Source organism: Lacticaseibacillus sp. 866-1, assembly GCF_016861825.1.
Classification (GTDB): Bacteria; Bacillota; Bacilli; order Lactobacillales; family Lactobacillaceae; genus Lacticaseibacillus.
Genome location: NZ_BOLU01000026.1, coordinates 1 through 18,616, shown reverse-complemented (window position 1 = coordinate 18,616; position 18,616 = coordinate 1). Strand labels below are relative to the sequence as shown.

The window sequence follows — 18,616 nt, the reverse complement described above, 5'->3', positions numbered from 1 at the left end:
TGGTAAGCAACCGCCGCAGTGGGCGGCGCGCGCGAGGAGTGGAGCAATGAGCAGCTATTTCTTGTCATTGGTGTTTGGCTTCTCCTGCGGCTTGACCGGTGCGGTGGCAATCACGAGATCCTTGGCTTTCATGTACCACGAAGTTTCAACTCGGTTGAAGTTCGCGTTTGCCACGGTGTCGATCACTGGGTCAACCAAAGCAACAATCTGGTTGTACTTGAAGTCTTTGATTCCAGCTTCGGCCGGAATGGAAACCTGAATCATCATTCCCTGTTTCATGGACTTCAAGTCATAGGTGCGTTCCTTCACGTCGTCAGTACGATTGCCGTCTTCGTCTTGCACGAAGCGTTCGCGGCGCTGGCCGGATAATTTTAGGACGCCAAAGGTTTCTTCTAAGTCGATAACGATGCCTTCTGCTAATCGCATGTGAGTTCCTCTTTTCTTTATTTGACTGGGACAATATCGTCGGCATTGCAGATGTAGCGCACAAAGGCTTGTTCACCGATCCGGTAGCCAACGGTCGCAATCCGCGGCTTGATGATGGTGACCGGTGCGTCAACTTCAATGCTTTCGGCCTTGTCACCTTTCTTCGCCGGAATAGTGATTTCGATGTTGTCGGTGCGCTGCAAGTCGGAGAACAACTCGTAAGTGCGGGAGACAACCTTGCGGTTGTCACGATCTCCTTCTGACAGTTCGCGCTTGAGCGAGCCGAAGTATAGGTGACCGAACGTCTTTTCAATGTTTGGTGCAACAAATTTGAGTTCCATGTTGTAGCCTTCCTTTCGCATTCAAAAAGCCGGGTAGGTGGGCTACTCGGCTGTGGCTTGGTGATAGTATTCGGTTAGTTGTTGAAGTAGGTAGTCGTAAAATGATTTGGAGATTGGGTGAACCGTACGACCATCAGCGTATCGTGGGAACTGGATATACCAGCGATACTGACCTTCTATGAGCTTCACGTTTTTCAAGATGAGTACATGATCCAGTACGATGTCGCCTTGGAGCAGCACGTCGCCACCGAGATCGGGGTACATACTGATAGAAGAAATGCGCATGTTACTTGCCGTCTTTCTTCTTGGCACCACCGATCACAACCATTGCAGCGAGGACGCCGAGCAGCAGTATTACACCGATGACGATGAGCCAGCCAGACGTCACGTTGCCGGTTTGTGGGAGACCGGGTTTAGGCGTCTGTTTGTCGGTCATGACGGCCTTCACGATCTCACCATCTGTAGTGATCTCGAATGGTACGAGAGCTTCGTTAATTTCGTAGCCCTTTGGTGCATCGTATTCTTGGAAGCTGTACTTGCCAGCAGGCAGATTACCAAAGGAGAAGACCCCGTTCTTGTCAGTGCGACCAGATACAACCGTCTTGCCGTTTTCGTCCAGAATGCGGATACCGGTATTGGGCAGGCGCTTCCCAGTGGAGACATCGGTCTTGGTCAGTTCGCCAGTGCCTTTGATTAGGTCGTTGGTCAGTTCAAAGGCGATAGTTGGTTCCTTGGTGTCAACTTTGGTTTCACCAATCTGCTTGTCCTTGCTATCAAAGATCGTTACGCCGTCTTTGGTAGACACGAGCTTGAGAGTTTCCTTCGATAAGACAAGGTTGGTGGCAGAAGGCTTGGATTCACGGAGATAGAAGGTGCCGACTGGTAGGTGCTTGATGGAGCCAGTGGAATCCTTGCCTACCGTAATCGTCTGAATGACCTTCTTGTCAGCGTCGAGCAATTCAAAAACCGCGCCAGCTGCGTTACCGGTCATGGCGTAGGAGTAACCTTTGCCCGACACCAGCGTGGCAACTTCATTGATCTTCTTGAATGACAGTTCATTTTCGTGGAGCTTGTTGTTGATCACCTTGCCGTCATTGAGGTCGATGTGTTTGATCTTCTCGTTGTCGGTGGTGTGGAAATGGAAGCCATACATCGTGGTATTCAAGTCGTGCTTTTCGCCAGCATCAAGTTCTTTGACGTAGTAATAGCCTTCTGGCAACTGGATCGCGCCAAATTCAGCCTTACCGTCTTTGACGTTCGTGGTGGCGACGAGTGATTCAGATGGGATCGCAGTTTCGCCGATTTTGGTTTCGCCTTGCGTGAACAAGCCAAAGATCTGACCGTTGGCCGCGACGTTCTTCATAACTGGGAGGTTGTCCTTCCAACCGGTGATACTTTCTTCTTGCTTGTTGAGCGTGATGTCGAGTTGTTGGAAGTCGTTCTTGGCTTCAAGTGAGGTGGACGTCACCGTCACTTCTTGCCCGGCATACTTGAGTTCAAAAGCAATCGGATCGGTGTTCATGATGAACCCGTTTGGTGCAGATACTTCGGTTGAGGTGTACTTGCCGAGGTAGAGTTCTGGGGTTTTAATCTGTCCTTGGGCATCAGTAGTGCCGGTGGCAACCACGTCACCCTTGTGTGCACGAACGGTGCCGTCAGCAGTCGTAATGTCTTCGGCTGCCTTGAACTCAAATTTCGCACCAGCGAGTGCGGTGTAATCGTACTTGAACTTGTACTGATCGCCATATTCAGTTTCAACTTTTTCGACGGCGACTGGGGTAGCCCCGGTCTTGGTCAAGGTGGCGACACCCTTTTGGGAGAGGTCAGCGAACTTGATGACCACGATGCCGTCCTTATGGCTACCGTCGATGGTGAACTTGGCAGGTTCCTTAGCCAGTACATAGCCTTCTGGTGCTTGAACTTCTTCGAGCTGGTACTTGCCGTAGCCAAGTGCTTCGGCGGTAATCAACTCGCCGGAATTATCGGTCACAAACTTATCAGTCGTACCGGTCTTATCAGCAGTTGGCTGGACTTCGTACTTGTTGGTTTGCAGGTTCTTAACACGGAAGATAGCGCCAGCGCGCAGCACGGTCTTCCCGGTTTTGGTATCAACCTTGACTACCCGCAGCTTTTCTTCGATGACCTTATTTTCGATGCTGTAATGTTGGGACTTCTGGGTGCCGTCAACAACGACTGTGAACGGTTTGATCCCGTTGTAGCCTGTTGGGGTCTTGGTTTCAGCTACGGTGAAGGTGTCGTAAGGTAAATCCGCAAACTTCACGTAGCCTTGGGCATCGGTGAGGCCGGTACGAACGACCTTGCCAGTGGTCTTGCTGGTTACAGTGAACTGGGTGTCCTTGAGCATGACCGACTTAGTGCCTTTGCCTTGGGCTGACCAGTCGTAGTTACCGTACTTGAGCAAGTCAAGATCACCAGTGATGACTTGTTCCTTGACCGTCGTAGTAGCAGTTGCAGTGGTGACGTTCTGACCAGCGTAAGCCAACTTGAAGGCGTGCTTTTGCGGATCAAGCACGTAGCCAGTCGGCGCCTTGACCTCTTGCCAGTAGTAATCGTCCAGCTCCAAGCCAGAAACGGACGCGGTATTGTTGGCAATCGTCACTGACTTCACGAGCTTGTCATCAGCTGCACGGTGGAGTTCGTAGACAGCACCGTTAAGGCTGGCAGCACCTTGTGGATGCTTACCAGTAACGGTATCTTCCTTGATGATAGTGGCAGTACCGCGCTGTTCTTGATCAGTCGTATCGACGTGAGCAGTGGTGACCGCGACAGTTTGACCAGCATACTTCAATTCAAACGGCAGCTTGATCGTGTTCAGAACATAGCCAGCAGGGGCTTTTTCTTCCAGTGCGTAGTAGCTACCGAGCTTGAGATTCTGCAAGGTGCCTTTGCCATTGACGTCAGTGGTGATCGCGCAAACCCGTGTGCCGGTGCTGGTGTAAATGCCGTAGACAGCACCATTAAGCGAGTAGTAGGCATTGAACATGTCGCTACCGAACTCACGCCCAATCTTGGCGAGGGTCACGTTACCGAGCTGTTCCTTGTTACCGAGGACAACTTCAACGGTCTTGCCGGGTTCGATGGTGACTTCCTTGAGTTCACCCTTATTGACGTAGCCGTTCGGGGCGGTGACTTCGCTGATCTTGATCTTGGTACCAGCCTTAATCCCGTTCAGAGCAGCATAGCCGTCAGTGCCAGTTGTGACTGCCTTGGTGGTGCCATTGTATTCAAATTGGAGCGTGGCACCCGGCAGCGCCTTGTTGGTGTCGGCGTCAACTTTTTTGGCTTTCACGTTACCATTCAAGTTGACCTTGATTGGCAGGCTGAACTCACCATTGCTGGACAACTTGAAGTTGACCAGTTTCTGTTGTGAGCCTTTCGTGTAGACGAAAGAGGTACCTACATCAGCGGACTTAACGATTGCATAAGCGACCTTGCCGGAAGCTTTCGACTGGGCGGTAGCCGTCAGCGTGAGCTTGTTGCCAGACTTGGTGATTTTGAGGTCCGCGGTGTTCGCTGTTTGCTGGGCGAAAGCCGCGAGCCGTCCGTTGGTATCCGTCAGCGTGATTGAATCGCCAACTGCGAGCGTGATCTGTTTGCCGTTGAACGATGGCTTGCGATCATGCGTGGAGACCTTATCAAGAATTGCATTCTTTTCAGCTTGGTAGGTCTTGTTCGGTGTCGTTAGTAGCGTGTCACCAAGCGTTTCCCAAATAATCATCTGGGTCACAGCGTAGTTACGGTTGGTTGGGTTCTGGTAGTAGCCATAGTACGCGATCTTGGCGAGTTGATCCTTCTTACTGTCGGAGTAGGCGCTGGGATTGTAGCCGGAGCCACTTGTATCGAGATTAACCCCGTGCTCCACACAGAAGGCAACCTTGTCGTCCACTTTCTTCATATGCATACCGTTATCTGTCCAATGTAGACCGTTGAACAAATGTAGATGCCAAGTGTTGCGCCAGTCAGCGACCTTAGTGTTGGTCATGCTGGCGGCAATCGCCATTGAGGCTGGGATAAAGAGCTGGACAAACAACGATACCAATGCGACAATCACAGCGGATTGTCGAGCTGTTTTCATCATAGTTGTTAGTCTCCATTCATTGAAAATTGGGTATGAAAAAAAGCAAATGAAATGTCGAAACGACTTCATTTGCTTCTATATATACGAGTTGCAATCAATGGTGACCTTTATCTACGGGTGCTATGCCTGTTTGCTTTAGGGCTTGTCAGTTAGAGGGTCTTACGCCACATTTTTCGTGTACGAGAATTTGTACGCGTTCACTGAAACTTATTGAGAAAATTTGAAATATGCTACCGACAAGAAGTGTGCTAAAGCCTTATTCTATGCGAATTTTTGAGAACTTTTGAGAAAAATCCGTATAAAGTACGGTTTCAAAACCGAAAAGTAACCTCAGGCAACGACAAACTCATCTGCGGATGAGTTTTTTTTGTAAGGTGCGGCGACTCGGCGCCCTGAGGGGGACAGACAGCCTAGCTAAAGGCATTGCCGCCGTTTTTTGGCGGTGAGGCCTTTGGCGTTGCTCAGACTGTAGTCGCTTACGGCGTACAGTCTGACATGCGGAGCTGCTGGCTGCTCCTCTGTTGCCAAGTTGAAGCCCGATTGTGGCCCGGTGGCGGTAAGCAACCTTTTGGCTGTAAAAAAAACGGTGATTTTGGCTGGCAAATGCCGCGCTGCCGGGCTTTACTTGGGGCAGTTCATTATTACAAGTTTTATTTATGAAAGTTGAACAGATATCCGCAAGTGACGTTATATAATGAAACCATATTAAGGCGGTTGTGATTTTGCCTTAAGCTTACACATTAACTTACACTCCCAAAAAAGTTCCCCCAAACTTTTCCACCAGCGATGGTGGTTTTTTTTTGCCCCAATCGTCGCTTGAAGTGGCCTAAGTCAACGACTTGATTGCGTCAGTGAACAAATGGCAGCTCGCCCTTGCCAAGTGGCGGCGGCCTTCAGTAGACTAAAAGCAAAAGGAGTGCTTATGACGAAACTAGTGAAATGGTTGTACGGATTGAATGTGGTGGGAGCACTGGTATACATCGCCGTTTGCCTGCCGAAACTGTTGATGGGGCAGCCCATATACCCTGGCCAGGCCGGCCTGCTCGGGCAAGTCACAGCCGGTATCGTGCTGGCCCTGCTGCCACCTGTGCTCGAGCGGGGGTTTCATTTTCAGTTTCCGCCCATCCTGAAGCTGATCTTTGAACTTTTCATTCTGGGTTCAGTGCTGCTCGGGACAGGGATGCAGTTCTACAACATTCCGTACTGGGATAAATTCCTGCACCTGTTTTCAGCCGCGATGCTGGCTGGGCTGGGCATGGCGATTTTCTGTGCGCTGACGCCGCAGGAGCGCTTGAAGACGACCTCGCCGCTTTTGATCGCACTGTTTGCGTTCACGTTTGGCGCGACAATCGGTGTCTTTTGGGAGTTCTATGAGTTCACGTTTGACGGTCTGCTGGGGCTGAACATGCAGCGCTACATGGCCCATGGCGTGCTGCTGGCCGGGCGAGCGGCGCTGATGGACACGATGGGCGACCTCTTCGCGGACGTGTTCGGATCCCTGGCGCTGTCGGTTTTTGCCTACTTCCAGGTCAAAAAAGACGTGAAGTGGCTTGCCGCATTCCAGTTTCGCCGTTAGAGCCAGGCGGCCAGGCGCTGTCTGAGCGCTGGAGAAAAAGCGGCCCAGCGAAACTGGCGCGCAAAGTCAAGCTCGGCCTGCGCGGGACCGGCGAGCCCGGGCTGAGTGAGCCAGTAGGCTAACCACTCGCCGTAGTGCTCAGCGGCAAAAGTGGTGCGGGCATAGTCGCAAAGCGCAGGCAGCGCCGCGGCGTCGGTGATCAAAGCGGCATGCGCAAATTCCTGAGCGGTCGGCGCGGCTGTGAGTATGGGTGTGACCCACTTGAGTTGGTTTAAAAATTGCGCAAAACTGTCAGCCACGGTCAGCCACTGGTCGACTTCCCAGTCGATGTAGCGGATCGCCGGGCCCGGCGTGGTCAGATCAAAGCACCAATACCGCGCGCCGTCTGCGGCAAACGGCAGCAAGTGGTCTGGCAGCGGGGAGGCCAGGCGTGGACCAGGCCCCGCGAACGCGTGAATGGCGGCGCCGGTCAGCGATTCGCTGGTCGGTTCTGGAGTCGGGCAGAAGTCACGGCGCGGCCACTGGCCTGTTTGGACCATGGCAAAGTACGCCTCAGGCACGCGCGGGTCTCGCGGGATTGTCGGCAGCGCCGTGAGCGGAGTCACTGCAGGCGGCCATGGGATCATCAGGATCATCCTTTCTAAATGCCCAGATACCGGGCGAGGTCAGCAAGAAAGCTGTATAATTGGGCTGGAGAGTGGAGACTACGATGCGGAATAATATTGTCTATGTTCATTACGAGCCGCTGGCGAACATGTTCAAAACGGCAGGCTTGTCGGCCAGTGACGTGCTCAACGCCACACCGACGCCTTTTCGGCACCTGTTGCTGTTGCCGCCGGTCGACGAGGATGAGTTCATTGACCCGCACACGGGGTTCAACGAGGTCTCAGGTGAGGCGGCGGTCACCGATTTTCTGCGCAGCAAGGCCGCCCGTACTCGCAGCTGGCTCGATTACAAGCATGCCAGCTACCTGCGGGATCTGTTGCCGACAGAAATTGCCGAGCTGCTTTACTTGGGCTTTGCCAAAACGCATATCACCCCGCCATTTTACTACAAGCTACAAAATGAGCTGGTCTTTTTACCGCTGCAGGATGGTCAGGTGACCATGTACTTCCGCACGCTTGACCGTTTCAGCGTGACGCTGGCCGCCGGAATCGTCCGGCACTTGCGCCTGGCCGCCAACGATCAGCCGTTCTGGTTGCGGCTGCGCGCCCAGCACTTCCCGCAGGTGCCGACCAGCGTGCTTGCCGACTTGTACCCGCTGTTTGAAGACGGCGTTTTGATGGACTTTTCGAAGACCAAGTTTTCCCGCACGCAGGTCAAGGTGCCGCTACACCGGGTCCGTCGGCGCTTCGTGCTCGAGCAGCCGCTGGACCAAGACGGGCTGGAAGAAATTGGCGAAGTCGCTTTGACTCGCGCCACTAATCAATGGCGCCTCCGCCTGAAAACAGTGGCGGATCAGTAGCCGTTGCGCTACAATGTTACCGCTGTGTTTATCAACAGGTGGGGGACTTTACAATGAAAATGAAGTTAAGTGAGATCGCACGGGTCGTCGGTGCGCATTATGCAGTGCCGGATCCGGTCGCGCCCACAGTCACGGGCGTCGCGTTTGACACGCGCAAGCTGCACCCGGGAGATTTGTTTGTGCCCATTATGGGCGAGCGCGACGGCCATGACTTTATCGGCGCCGCTGAAAAGGCGGGCGCCGCTGCCACGTTTGTGCAGGCGGGCCACGCGCCGGTCGGCACCGCCTTACCGCAGCTGGTCGTGCAAGATCCGCTTAAGGCCTTGAACGACCTTGCCCGGTATTACCTGCTGATGAAGGTCAACCCCAAGGTGGTGGCCATCACCGGCAGTAACGGCAAGACGACGACCAAGGATATGACCGCGGCTATTTTGGCCACCCAGTACCACGTGATCAAGACGCAGGATAATTACAACAACGAAATCGGCGTGCCGATGACCATCCTGTCGATGGATACCAATACCGAGGTGCTGGTTGTTGAGATGGGCATGGATCGGCCTGGGCAGCTGGACAAATTATCCAAGCTGGTCGAACCGGACGTTGCGGTGATCACCATGATTGGCGAGGCGCACATCGAGTTCTTCAAGACCCGCGACAAGATTGCCGATGCCAAAATGGAGATCACAAACGGGCTGAAAGAAGACGGCTTGTTCATTTACAACGGCGATGAGCCGCTGTTGCGCGAGCGCGCCGAGCACATCGCGCAGGATCAAAAAACGTTCGGCCTGAACCCTGACAACATTTTGTACGCGCGGGACATCAAGGCCGGCGAGACACAAACCGATTTTTCACTTTCGCGCTGGCCGGATCTGCGCTTTTCGATCCCGATGATGGGCGAGTGGAACGTCGCTAACGCGCTGGCCGCCATTTTGGTCGGCCGCCGTTTCCACATTAAACCCGAGGCAATTCAGGCCGCGCTCAAAAATTTCCCGGTAACCAAAAATCGCACCCAGTGGGTGACCGGGGATGCCGGCGAGCCGATTTTGTCCGATGTCTATAACGCCAATCCGACAGCGATGAAGGCAGTTTTGAATGATTTTGCCGAGTTTCCGTGCCGCGGCCGCCGGATTGCGGTGCTGGGCGACATGCTGGAGCTGGGCGATGCCAGCGCAGCGCTGCACGCCAGCGTGGCGTCGGCGCTTGACCCGGCCAAGATCCAGGACGTTTACCTTTACGGCGACGAAATCATTGCCCTAAAAGAGGCACTGGCTGGCAAGTACGCGCCAGAGCACGTGCACTATTTTCCCAAGGCCGAGCAGCGGCGCCTAATCGTGGCGCTGGAAGACCACATCGTCCACGACGATTTAGTGATGCTCAAGGCCAGCCATGGCCTGCACTTAGAAAAAGTGTTGCAGGCGCTGATCGAAGGGGCAGAATAAACTGACAAAAGCGGCGAAGCGCCGCTTTTTGTGTTTCAAAACAACTCAAGCGGTAAGTCAAGCGGCAACTCAAGCACTGGTTGATAGGCAAAAAGCAAATCTGCGATTAGGCTGAAAGCAGCGTTAACCAAACGCAAACGCGGCAAAGCCGCAAGGAGGAATCAATCATGCAAATTTTTGATGCGCGCCATATTGGCCAACAGATCGCAGCCGGCCGCAAGGCGAAGAATATGACGCAAAGTGCGCTCGCGGACCAGCTCAATGTGTCCTATCAAGCCGTTTCCAACTGGGAACGCAGCCAGTCGCTGCCCGATATCGATAAGTACGCCCAGCTGGCAAAGGTGCTGGACTTGAACCTGGACGACCTGATCGGGGCGGAAGGCGCCCGCACCGTCACCATCATGGATGACGAAAGCGCGCCGGTTGACGCGCGGACCTTGGCCGAGGCGGCCCCGGTGATGAAACCCACGCAGGTCGAACAAAAGGCGGCCCGTCTGTCGCCGAATTTGACCACCCTGAAAGAGATTGCGCCGTTTTTGAGCAGCACCACGCTGAAGGAAAAGGTCATGGCGCAAATCGCGCAGCCGGGGTTTGCGCAGATGCTGGTGCAAATTGCCCCATTCATGGCCACGGCCGATCTGGACGCAGTGATTGCGGCCGGCGTGCCAGCTGACGACGATCACCTGGAGGAGCTGTTCAAGCTGGCGCCGTTTCGGCAGACTACGTCAAACGACCAGTTGGGTAGCCAGTTGCTGAAAGCGCGCGGGTCATTAAACGCCGTGAAAAAGCTGCTGCCGTTTATGTCACACAATGTCGTCAATGAGCTGTTTACGACGCGGGCCCAGGCAGATTTGACTGCCGATGACCTGACCGCGCTGGCGCCGTTTGTCTCCGAAACCGTGCTGGCTGACCACGTCCGGCAGCTGAGTCGGCAAGGCAACGGCAAGGCGGCACGCAAATTCATGCCGTTTTTGTCAGAGGCCACACTGGTGAACTTGTTGGCTAACTAACGGTGAATTGATTGTTCCGGCGCTGCCTGGCGCTGGGACTTTTTTTGCCCTTGCCGAAGCTTGCAAACGGGCTGGCAGGGGCGGGGGCGAACACGGCACCCGGCCTTGGCTTTCCCGGGCGCCGCTTGTGTATCAGGCTCATTCATGGTAAGCTAGTCCAGATGCTTTTCTGAAAAGGCATTTCAAATACAATGAATTTTACAAATGCAGGGCCCTCACGCTTCGCTCTGATTTGTAAACGAGCGAAGCAATCGCTTCAAGGAGGAACTGCTTGAAATTTAACGAATTAGGTTTAGATCAGGACATGCTCAAGGCCATCGAACGGTCAGGGTTTGAAGAGGCAACACCGATTCAGGCTCAGACCATTCCGCTGGTGCTGCAGGGCAAGGACGTGATCGGCCAGGCGCAAACCGGGACCGGTAAAACGGCCGCGTTTGGTCTGCCACTGATCCAAATGATCGACAAAGAGGACCGCTCAGTGCAGACGCTGGTGATTTCACCAACGCGTGAGCTGGCCGTTCAGACCCAAGAGGAGATTTACCGCCTGGGCACGGACAAGCACATCAAGGTGCAAGCCGTGTACGGCGGCGCTGACATGCGCCGGCAGATCCGCGGCCTAGCGGATCACCCGCAGGTCGTCGTCGGGACCCCCGGCCGTTTGCTCGATCACATCAATCGCCACACACTGAAGCTGGCTAACCTCAAGCACCTGGTGCTCGACGAAGCCGACGAAATGCTCGACATGGGCTTCATCGATGACATTGAAAAAATCGTTGAGCAGGCGCCAGCCGGTCGTCAGACCTTGCTGTTTTCCGCCACCATGCCGGCGCAGATTATGCGCCTGACCAACAAATTCATGAACGACCCGATCACCGTCAAGATCAAGTCCAAGGAGCTGACTGCGGACACCGTCGATCAGTACTACGTTCGCGCGAAGGACTTTGAAAAGTTCGACGTCATGACGCGGCTGTTCGACGTGCAGTCGCCGGAGATGACCCTGATTTTTGGGCGGACCAAGCGGCGCGTCGATGAACTGACGCGCGGGCTCAAGGCGCGCGGCTATAAGGCAGAAGGCATTCACGGTGACCTCAGCCAGCAAAAACGCATGAGCGTGCTGCGCCAGTTCAAAGCCGGCGAACTCGACTTTCTGGTCGCCACCGACGTTGCGGCGCGCGGCCTGGATATTTCCGGGGTCACTCATGTTTACAACTACGATATTCCGCAGGACCCGGATTCATACGTGCACCGCATTGGCCGGACAGGTCGGGCCGGGCGCAAGGGTGTGTCGGTCACCCTGGTGACCCCCAACGAGGTCGAATACCTGCGCACCATCGAGGCGCTGACCAAGAAGCGGATGACCCCGCTCAAGCCGCCGACCGAAAAAGAAGCCTTCATCGGCCAAGTGTCCACTGGGCTTGAAACCATCAAGGCTCAGCTCGCGGACACCGATGACCTGGAGAAATACCAGCCGATGGCCGAAGCACTGCTTGAGGAATACACCCCGCTTGATCTGGTCTCCGCGTACATCAAGGCGGTCAGCCCAGATGATGCCAGTGCGGTTCCAGTCAAGATCACGCCTGAGCGGCCATTGCCGCATCATGGCCATGCCGGTCACAGTGGTGGCGGTTATCGCGGCAAGGGTGGCCATTCCGGCTACCGCGGCAATAGCAACCACAATGGCGGCCGCAGCAGCTCTCGGGGCAAGCGCGACTTTGATAAGTCGCACCGCTTCTCCGAAAAGCGCTCCGAACGCCAAGGCGCCAAGCGCACCTTCCGCAGCAAATAAGTTTTTCACTGAGTCCAGGCCTCGTGCCTGGGCTTTTTGCTTGGCTTGTTTCACTTCAACGTGACCAAGTTTCAGCCGGCGACTGACGACAATCGCCACTGGCTAGCCTATAATCAAACCAGAAAGGGTGTGACGGGATGATACATGGGATCGGCGTCGATCTGACGGAGCTTGAGCGGATCAAGGCGGCGCAAGCGCGCAATCCAGACTTTGCCCAAAAGGTGCTGACAGACGCCGAGCTGGCGATTTATCAGCAGTACTCCGGCCAGCGGGCGATCGAGTACCTCGCCGGCCGCTTTTCGGTGAAAGAGGCCTACGCCAAAGCGTACGGCACCGGAATCGGCAAAGTCGCGTTGCACGCCGTGGAAACCCTGGATGATCCGGCCGGCAAGCCGGTGGTGACGAAGCACCCATACGCTGGGCGCGCGCTGGTGTCTATTTCCCACACCGCCAGTTTAGTGATGACAGAAGTGATTCTTGAGGAGGCTGCACAATGAGTATGGTCACGGCAAAATTGCGCCCTAGCCAGGTGCTGATCAATGAGACGGCAATCGCACACAACGTTCAGCATGCAATCGCGGGGCTGCCGCAGGGTACCGAGCTGTTTGCAGTCGTGAAGGCCGACGCGTACGGCCATGGCCTGCTGCGGGTGGCGCGGGTGGCGCAGGCAGCTGGGGCGACCGGCTTTTGCGTGGCCGTTTTGGACGAGGCGTTGGCGCTGCGGCGGGCGGGTTTTACCCTGCCGATTCTGGTACTTGGGATCATCGAGCCGGCCTATGCGCCGATTGCTGCAGCCAATCACATCGCCGTGCCGGTGGGCAGTACGGAGTGGCTCACGCAGGCACAGCCTGGACTGACTGCCGGTAGTGACCTGCCGCCGTTGCATGTGCACCTCGCACTGGACACCGGCATGGGGCGCATCGGTTTTCGCCAGGTGGCGGACTTGAAGGCGGCCGCCGCACTGGCGACTGACCATGGCGACCAGTTCAAAATCACGGGACTGTTCACCCATTTTTCCACGGCTGACGATCCAGATCCGGCGTACTTTAACCTGCAAGTGGCGCGGTTTAAAGAATTTCTCGCGGCCCTGCCCAAGCGGCCGCGTTATGTGCACGTCGCCAATTCCGCGACGAGCCTGTGGCATGCGGCCTGTGATTGCAACTTGGTGCGCTTTGGGGTGGCCATGTACGGCTTGAACCCCTCCGGGCGTGCGATCGAAGCCACACCGTACCCGCTGGAGCCGGCGCTGACGCTGACGTCGACCCTGAGTTTCGTCAAACAGATCGATGCGGGTGAAGCCGTGTCCTATGGGGCAACCTACCACGCCGAAAAGCCAGAGTGGATCGGGACCGTGCCGCTGGGCTACGCGGATGGCTGGCAGCGCCGCCTGCAGGGCTTCCACGTGCTGGTCAACGGAACGTTCTGCGAAATCGTGGGGCGTGTTTGCATGGACCAGTTCATGATTCGGCTGCCCGGTGAGGTGGCAACTGGGACGCCGGTCACGCTAGTCGGGCGCAGCGGTGAACACGAAATCACACTGCAGGATATCGCAGACTATGCGCACACAATCCACTATGAAATCGCCTGTGGGTTGAGTGAGCGCCTGCCGCGCGTGTCAGTGGCACCGTTTCCTGAGCAGGCGTAACGCCGACCAAACAATCATGACTTTTTAGTGAGATTGACATTAGAGAATGGTGTGGTATCCTGAAACACATAAATCAATACTTGAAACGCAATCGTGTGAGTAACGCGCTGAGGCCTGAACAGAAAACCCGAGCAGATGGAAGCGGGCCAGGCCGCCGCGTGTGAATATGGCGCGATATCTGGGCCGCTGGATGAATCCGAAGGCGGCTGGTCGGCACCCATTTTCGTGCTCCCAGTTGATGGACTGGTGAGGATCGCTTTTGGCGATCAAATTAGAATGGTACCGTGGGCCCGCTCACTTCTAACAAGAAGGAGCGGGCTTTTTGCGTTTCATAAGGAGGAAAAAGGATGAAAAAAGGTCAATGGGTTGGTTTGGTGTTGGCATTGGTTGCGGTGTTCAGTCTGACTGCATGCGGCAAAAGCGCGCAGAAGGAAACCACGGTCAAGCTCGGCATTGTCGGGTCGGATAAAGGCGGCGTCTGGAAGACGGTCGCCGGCAACCTCAAAAAACAGGGCATCGACTTGAAAATTGTCCAGTTCTCGGATTACAACCAACCTAACATCGCCTTGCGCGATGGGGACCTGGACCTGAACGCCACCCAGCAGCGCTCTTTTCTTGCGACTTGGGATAAGGATCACAAAAGCTCCCTGACGCCGATCGGGGACACCGTGATTGCGCCACTGGCCGTGTATTCCAAGAAGCTGACCAGTTTGAAGCAGCTGAAGAAGGGCGCCAGCGTGGCGATCCCCAACGACTCGACTGACGAGACGCGTTCTTTGGAGCTGCTGGCAGACGCCAAGCTGATCACGCTGGACAACAAGGCGCTGCCGACGCTTCATGACATCAAAAGCAACAAGCTGGGGCTGAAAATCAAGGAACTGGATCCGAATCTGATTCCGACCTCTTTGCCGGATGTCGACATTGCCATCATCAACTCAGGCATTGCCGCTGACGTCCGGCTGAATCCGGACAAGGCCTTGTACCGGGCTAAAGTCACCAAGGCCAGCAAGCCGTGGATCAATGTGGTGGCGGCGCGCAAGGGCGACATTCACAACAAGACTTACCAGAAAGTGGTCAAGGCTTACCAGCAGCCGCAAATTGGCAAGCTGATCAAGAAGGTCAACCGTAATACAGTCCTGCCAGCATGGAACCTCAAGCTATAGCAAAAAAACACGCCAGCCGCATTTTTGCGGCTGGCGTGTTCGCTGTTTGGTCTAACGGGCGCCGGCAAGCAGTGCTTGGATGTTGTTAAGCGCATCCGTGGCAATCTGCATCGCGTCCGGATCGATCCGGAACGGCGGCAGGGACTCGTCGGTGTAGTGCAAAATTGCGGCGGTGCGGGCGAGAATGTCGTACCAGCTCTGGAACGGCATCTTGTTGATCGCCCCGGCGACGGAACCCGGCGCGATCTGCAGCAGCTGATTGACCACCAGCTTGGCCTGCGCGAAGGTGTCTTCTGGCACGTCGGGCATGTCGGTCGCCTTTTCGGCGAGGTGCGTCATGCGGTCGGCGGCGTTGAGCAGCGGATTCTTGAACGGCTGTGGCGCCTCGTCCTGGACGGGACCGTCGTCAAGCAGGTACTTCTGCAGACCGACCATGGCAAACAACTGCAGCTGATCGCCCAGCTGGGTGCCGATTGCTGGCAACTTGTGAATGCCGGCGTTCTTGATCTGGTCAGGGCCGAAAATCATGGCCGCGTGGGAGACGAAGTCGGAGTACTGCACACCGATGGTTTGCTTTGAATCGGTGGTGCGGAACATAAAGATGACGTCGTTGCCAGTTTGGGCCTTCACGTACGCGTGCAGCATGCGGGCAGCCATCGCCAACTGTTCGTCAGTGATCTCACTGCGCTGATCCATCGCGACGCGCACTTTGGTCGGCAGCGTCGGCAAGGCGCCCAAAATCCGAATCAAGGCGGCAACGTAAGGATACAAAATGCCGAAGCTCAAGGAGAAGTTACCAGTGTCGGAAAGCGGAGAGTACACCGCGTAAGTCGCGGCGCGGTCGGTGTTGGCGTGCTGCAGCATCGCTTCCAGCTGCTCACGCGCCTTGCCGCGGGCCTTGACTTCGTCGCCTGGCTGCCAGCCAAACGGGTACAGGGTCTGCATGAATGGCTTCAAGGCTTCTTCGTCATCGGGATCCACCACCGTGGCCCCAATCGACATGTTGCGCTGATAGTCCGAGCCGCCGCCAAAGGATTCATCCATGTAAATCAAAATGGTGTGATCCTGACGGGTGGGGCGACTATCGGGGTGCGCAGTTTCGCGCGGTGCCTCAGCCTTGGTGGCAGCGACCACCGGCTTGGCGCTTGGCGTGCTTGCACTTGGCGCCGTAAGGGTGTTTGGCGCAGACTCCACGGCCGCGGACTGCGGGGCTGCGGCCTCGCTTTGCGGCCGCGGCTGATCAGCGCGGTTTTTCTGCCGTCTTGAGGCGCGGCCTTGCGCGGTTTTGGCACTGGTGCGGGCCGTTTGCTGCTCCTCGACCGGGGCCTCGGCTTTGCGTGCGCGGCGGCTTGGCCGACTCTTTTGCTCGCCGGCAGACTCCTGCGTTGCCTTGGCCGTCGTTTGCGGCTGTGTCTGAGCTTTAGTGGTCATTGCGCGGCGCTGCTGCGTCGGCTTTTCGCCTTGACCTTGGGCCTGCTTGGTCTGAGTCTGCTTGCCAGGCTGCGCTTGAGCGTTATCCGTCTGCTGACGGCGTCCGCGCCGGCGCGGTTTTTCGCCTTGGGCGTCGTTTTTCGCCGCTTGATTCTTGGCGTTTTGCGACTGCTTGGCCGGCTTTTGCGGCTGCTTTTGGCTGTCTTTCTGCGTGCCTTGTTTTACTGCCTGCTTAGCTTGCGGGTGTGATTGCGCTTCGGTTTTTGATTCTGGCGAAGGGGTCTGCGACTGCTTGGCCGCTGAACGAGTTTTCTTCGGGGCTGCAGATTTTGCTTCTTCTTCGGCAGAGTCAAAGATGGTGAAGCTGTTCTTAGCTTGTTGGACCGGGTGCTCTTCGATGAAGCGGTTGATCTTAAACGTGATCGGCCGGCTCATCGTCGTGTCTTTCAGCACTTTGCGCATGCTGGAAGCCGAGATCCCAATCTGCTTTGCCGCCTGGGTCAGACTCAGATGTTCTTGAGTCATGATTTGTTTCAGCCGGTAAGCTGTTGCTTCTGTCATCGTATGCCTGCTTTCTTTGAGATGTTTGTGGCGCTTTGCACCACTCCCTTTCAGTGTACGGCATAATGCAGTTAATGACCAATCACTTTTCAGAAAAAGCGGTAATTCAGTGGACAGCGCGCCGCATTCATGGGAAACTGGGGAGTCGTGGTTCGCAATCCATCCCACGTAAAAAAACTAGGAGGTATCATTGATGAATAATCAGACTAGGACGCGCACGCTGGTCGTGAACGCGCTCGTCGCTGCGCTTTACATTGTGCTGTCAGTCGTGCCGGGCGTGTTCAACCTGGCTAGCGGCGCGATCCAGTTCCGCATTTCCGAGGCGTTGAACCACTTGGTCGCCTTCAACCGCAAGTACCTGTTTGGGGTCGTGATCGGCGTGGTCATTTACAACGCTCTGTTTTCGCCGATGGGCTGGCTGGACGTGCTGTTCGGCGGCGGGCAAAGCCTGATCGGGCTGGGCCTGGTCGCGGCGCTAGGGCAAAAGCTAACGAAGGTCTGGCAGCGCCAGTTGCTCACCGTCAGCACCATGAGCCTGACGATGTTCCTGATCTGGATCGAGATTGTGCTGACCGGGCACATGGCCTGGTTCGGTGGGGCGTCGATGCTCACGTTGGGCGAGTTGATTTTGTCCGAGCTGGTCATCATGGTCATTTCCTGGCCGGTGATGTACCTGATCGACAAGGCCGTGCACTTCTCCAAGCGCGTGCAATAACTCAACAATTAAAAAGCACGCCGCCAACGCCAGCATCACTGGGGTTGACGGCGTGTTTGCGTCCGCCTGAAATTATAGTTCCTCGTCGACGCGCAGCGGTTGGCCGCTTTGCAAGTCATCGATCTCCGCGACCCGGAACCCCTTGCGCTCGAGTTTAGCCACGCAGGTGTTGAGGGTGGCCTCGTCAATGCCAGCAGGCAGAGTGAACAGGGTGCGGCGCACGATTTCTTCCTGCTTGGCGTCCAGCGTTAAGCAGCCGGAAATTGAGACATACTTGGCAAGGATCTTGCTCATGGCAGCCAAGTCGCCGCGCTGCCCGGAGGACATGACGGTCAGCACATACGAGCCAACGTCGATGTTCCAGGATTCGGACAGCATAGCAAGCAGTCGCGAGTGGGTGAGAATGCCGTAGAAGTTGGCGTTTCCGTCCAACACGGCGATGTACGGCAGGTCCTTAATGTTGAAAAACACCTTGAAAAACGGTGCATCAACCGGAATTGTCTTGGTGGCGTTCTTCAGCAGGTAGGTCACTGGCAGCGACATGTCGCCGCCTTGGGATTTATGGCGGTAAATGTGCATCTTGTATATGTTGCCGCGGAAGATCTGGCCGCTTTCGTCCAGGATCGGCACGCAGCGGAAGCCGGAGTCTTCCAGCGTCGCCAGTGCCTGTGCCAGCGTGTCCGTCTCCTTGACTGTCGTCAGATCGGCTTTCTTTTGAACCAGTGACTTGATCAACATACTCATTCCTCCAAGTTCCCCGTATTGGATCGCATTCTCATTGCTTTATCATACCACAGGACAATGGTCATCGTACCTAGCAAAAAAAGGCGCTACGATATTTGGAGTTGAAAGGCATCTTGCCTCGAAACTCCTTTTTATATACCATTTTTATGTCTGAGCACACAAAGAGGACATTACACTGTCCCTTGTCTGCTCTCCGACCAAAGAAATTAGAAATG

At 55.6% G+C, this 18,616-nt stretch carries 16 protein-coding genes and 1 riboswitch; of the genes, 9 read left to right on the top strand and 7 right to left on the bottom strand.

The genetic code is table 11. The features are described 5' to 3' along the window. Nucleotides 1-54: 54 nt before the first annotated feature. The 4 genes from JUE30_RS08670 to JUE30_RS08660 are packed head-to-tail and all read right to left on the bottom strand — an operon-like array spanning nucleotide 55 to nucleotide 4,863. Nucleotides 55-426 (bottom strand): YdcP family protein, encoded by a 372-nt coding sequence (locus JUE30_RS08670; RefSeq protein ID WP_203624512.1) that lies wholly within the window; start codon nucleotides 424-426, stop codon nucleotides 55-57. Nucleotides 427-443: 17 nt separating this feature from the next. Continuing rightward, nucleotides 444-767: a DUF961 family protein gene (locus JUE30_RS08665; RefSeq protein ID WP_003606404.1), complete on the bottom strand. Its 324-nt coding sequence runs from the start codon at nucleotides 765-767 to the stop codon at nucleotides 444-446. A gap of 42 nt (nucleotides 768-809) precedes the next feature. Beyond that, the gene (locus tag JUE30_RS11350) at nucleotides 810-1,052 is read right to left on the bottom strand and encodes a hypothetical protein (RefSeq protein ID WP_308439845.1); all 243 of its coding nucleotides are present in this window, start codon (nucleotides 1,050-1,052) and stop codon (nucleotides 810-812) included. A 1-nt stretch (nucleotide 1,053) separates the two neighbouring features. Beyond that, nucleotides 1,054-4,863: a SpaA isopeptide-forming pilin-related protein gene (locus tag JUE30_RS08660; protein WP_203624531.1), complete on the bottom strand. Its 3,810-nt coding sequence runs from the start codon at nucleotides 4,861-4,863 to the stop codon at nucleotides 1,054-1,056. A 925-nt stretch (nucleotides 4,864-5,788) separates the two neighbouring features. Here JUE30_RS08660 and JUE30_RS08655 point away from each other — a divergent pair. Further along, the gene (locus JUE30_RS08655) at nucleotides 5,789-6,442 is read left to right on the top strand and encodes a hypothetical protein (RefSeq protein ID WP_203624511.1); all 654 of its coding nucleotides are present in this window, start codon (nucleotides 5,789-5,791) and stop codon (nucleotides 6,440-6,442) included. Here JUE30_RS08655 and JUE30_RS08650 read toward each other — a convergent pair. Next, nucleotides 6,439-7,068, bottom strand: coding sequence for an SMI1/KNR4 family protein (locus tag JUE30_RS08650; protein ID WP_203624510.1), 630 nt, complete (start codon nucleotides 7,066-7,068; stop codon nucleotides 6,439-6,441). The genes JUE30_RS08655 and JUE30_RS08650 overlap by 4 nt on opposite strands. Nucleotides 7,069-7,151: 83 nt before the next feature. On the opposite strand from JUE30_RS08650, the gene JUE30_RS08645 reads away from it, so the two are divergent. The 7 genes from JUE30_RS08645 (at nucleotide 7,152) to JUE30_RS08615 (ending at nucleotide 14,950) form a co-directional block, all read left to right on the top strand. Continuing rightward, complete coding sequence (locus tag JUE30_RS08645) at nucleotides 7,152-7,907, top strand: hypothetical protein (protein WP_125758319.1); 756 nt, start codon at nucleotides 7,152-7,154, stop codon at nucleotides 7,905-7,907. Between the two features lie 53 nt (nucleotides 7,908-7,960). Beyond that, complete coding sequence (gene murF, locus JUE30_RS08640) at nucleotides 7,961-9,346, top strand: UDP-N-acetylmuramoyl-tripeptide--D-alanyl-D-alanine ligase (protein ID WP_203624509.1); 1,386 nt, start codon at nucleotides 7,961-7,963, stop codon at nucleotides 9,344-9,346. A 167-nt stretch (nucleotides 9,347-9,513) separates the two neighbouring features. Continuing rightward, entirely contained in the window at nucleotides 9,514-10,356 is an 843-nt protein-coding gene (locus JUE30_RS08635) for a helix-turn-helix domain-containing protein (RefSeq protein ID WP_203624508.1), read from the top strand. Nucleotides 10,357-10,627: 271 nt separating this feature from the next. Then, entirely contained in the window at nucleotides 10,628-12,142 is a 1,515-nt protein-coding gene (locus JUE30_RS08630; protein WP_203624507.1) for a DEAD/DEAH box helicase, read from the top strand. A gap of 137 nt (nucleotides 12,143-12,279) precedes the next feature. Further along, nucleotides 12,280-12,639 carry a holo-ACP synthase gene (gene acpS / locus JUE30_RS08625; RefSeq protein WP_203624506.1) on the top strand — a complete coding sequence of 120 codons (360 nt, stop codon included), beginning with the start codon at nucleotides 12,280-12,282 and terminating at the stop codon, nucleotides 12,637-12,639. Nucleotides 12,640-12,641: 2 nt separating this feature from the next. Further along, nucleotides 12,642-13,787 carry an alanine racemase gene (gene alr, locus JUE30_RS08620; protein WP_203624530.1) on the top strand — a complete coding sequence of 382 codons (1,146 nt, stop codon included), beginning with the start codon at nucleotides 12,642-12,644 and terminating at the stop codon, nucleotides 13,785-13,787. A 347-nt stretch (nucleotides 13,788-14,134) separates the two neighbouring features. Further along, nucleotides 14,135-14,950 (top strand): MetQ/NlpA family ABC transporter substrate-binding protein, encoded by an 816-nt coding sequence (locus JUE30_RS08615; protein ID WP_203624505.1) that lies wholly within the window; start codon nucleotides 14,135-14,137, stop codon nucleotides 14,948-14,950. 51 nt (nucleotides 14,951-15,001) lie between these two features. Here the strand turns inward: JUE30_RS08615 and JUE30_RS08610 are convergent, their stop codons facing one another. Next, entirely contained in the window at nucleotides 15,002-16,942 is a 1,941-nt protein-coding gene (locus JUE30_RS08610; protein ID WP_203624504.1) for a hypothetical protein, read from the bottom strand. Nucleotides 16,943-17,083: 141 nt separating this feature from the next. Next, a riboswitch (PreQ1 riboswitch) is annotated at nucleotides 17,084-17,129 on the top strand. A 6-nt stretch (nucleotides 17,130-17,135) separates the two neighbouring features. Between JUE30_RS08610 and JUE30_RS08605 the strand changes: the two genes are divergently transcribed. Further along, on the top strand, nucleotides 17,136-17,657 hold the full coding sequence (locus tag JUE30_RS08605) for a QueT transporter family protein (protein ID WP_203624503.1): 522 nt from the start codon (nucleotides 17,136-17,138) through the stop codon (nucleotides 17,655-17,657). Nucleotides 17,658-17,729: 72 nt separating this feature from the next. Here the strand turns inward: JUE30_RS08605 and cbpA are convergent, their stop codons facing one another. After that, nucleotides 17,730-18,395 (bottom strand): cyclic di-AMP binding protein CbpA, encoded by a 666-nt coding sequence (gene cbpA, locus JUE30_RS08600; protein ID WP_203624502.1) that lies wholly within the window; start codon nucleotides 18,393-18,395, stop codon nucleotides 17,730-17,732. Between the last annotated feature and the right edge of the window lie 221 nt (nucleotides 18,396-18,616).

Coding starts and splice junctions, on each gene's coding strand:
- JUE30_RS08670 (WP_203624512.1), bottom strand. CDS start 426: ATGCGATTAGCAGAAGGCATCGTTATCGACTTAGAAGAAACCTTTGGC.
- JUE30_RS08665 (WP_003606404.1), bottom strand. CDS start 767: ATGGAACTCAAATTTGTTGCACCAAACATTGAAAAGACGTTCGGTCAC.
- JUE30_RS11350 (WP_308439845.1), bottom strand. CDS start 1,052: ATGCGCATTTCTTCTATCAGTATGTACCCCGATCTCGGTGGCGACGTG.
- JUE30_RS08660 (WP_203624531.1), bottom strand. CDS start 4,863: ATGAAAACAGCTCGACAATCCGCTGTGATTGTCGCATTGGTATCGTTG.
- JUE30_RS08655 (WP_203624511.1), top strand. CDS start 5,789: ATGACGAAACTAGTGAAATGGTTGTACGGATTGAATGTGGTGGGAGCA.
- JUE30_RS08650 (WP_203624510.1), bottom strand. CDS start 7,068: ATGATCCCATGGCCGCCTGCAGTGACTCCGCTCACGGCGCTGCCGACA.
- JUE30_RS08645 (WP_125758319.1), top strand. CDS start 7,152: ATGCGGAATAATATTGTCTATGTTCATTACGAGCCGCTGGCGAACATG.
- murF (WP_203624509.1), top strand. CDS start 7,961: ATGAAAATGAAGTTAAGTGAGATCGCACGGGTCGTCGGTGCGCATTAT.
- JUE30_RS08635 (WP_203624508.1), top strand. CDS start 9,514: ATGCAAATTTTTGATGCGCGCCATATTGGCCAACAGATCGCAGCCGGC.
- acpS (WP_203624506.1), top strand. CDS start 12,280: ATGATACATGGGATCGGCGTCGATCTGACGGAGCTTGAGCGGATCAAG.
- alr (WP_203624530.1), top strand. CDS start 12,642: ATGGTCACGGCAAAATTGCGCCCTAGCCAGGTGCTGATCAATGAGACG.
- JUE30_RS08615 (WP_203624505.1), top strand. CDS start 14,135: ATGAAAAAAGGTCAATGGGTTGGTTTGGTGTTGGCATTGGTTGCGGTG.
- JUE30_RS08610 (WP_203624504.1), bottom strand. CDS start 16,942: ATGACAGAAGCAACAGCTTACCGGCTGAAACAAATCATGACTCAAGAA.
- JUE30_RS08605 (WP_203624503.1), top strand. CDS start 17,136: ATGAATAATCAGACTAGGACGCGCACGCTGGTCGTGAACGCGCTCGTC.
- cbpA (WP_203624502.1), bottom strand. CDS start 18,395: ATGTTGATCAAGTCACTGGTTCAAAAGAAAGCCGATCTGACGACAGTC.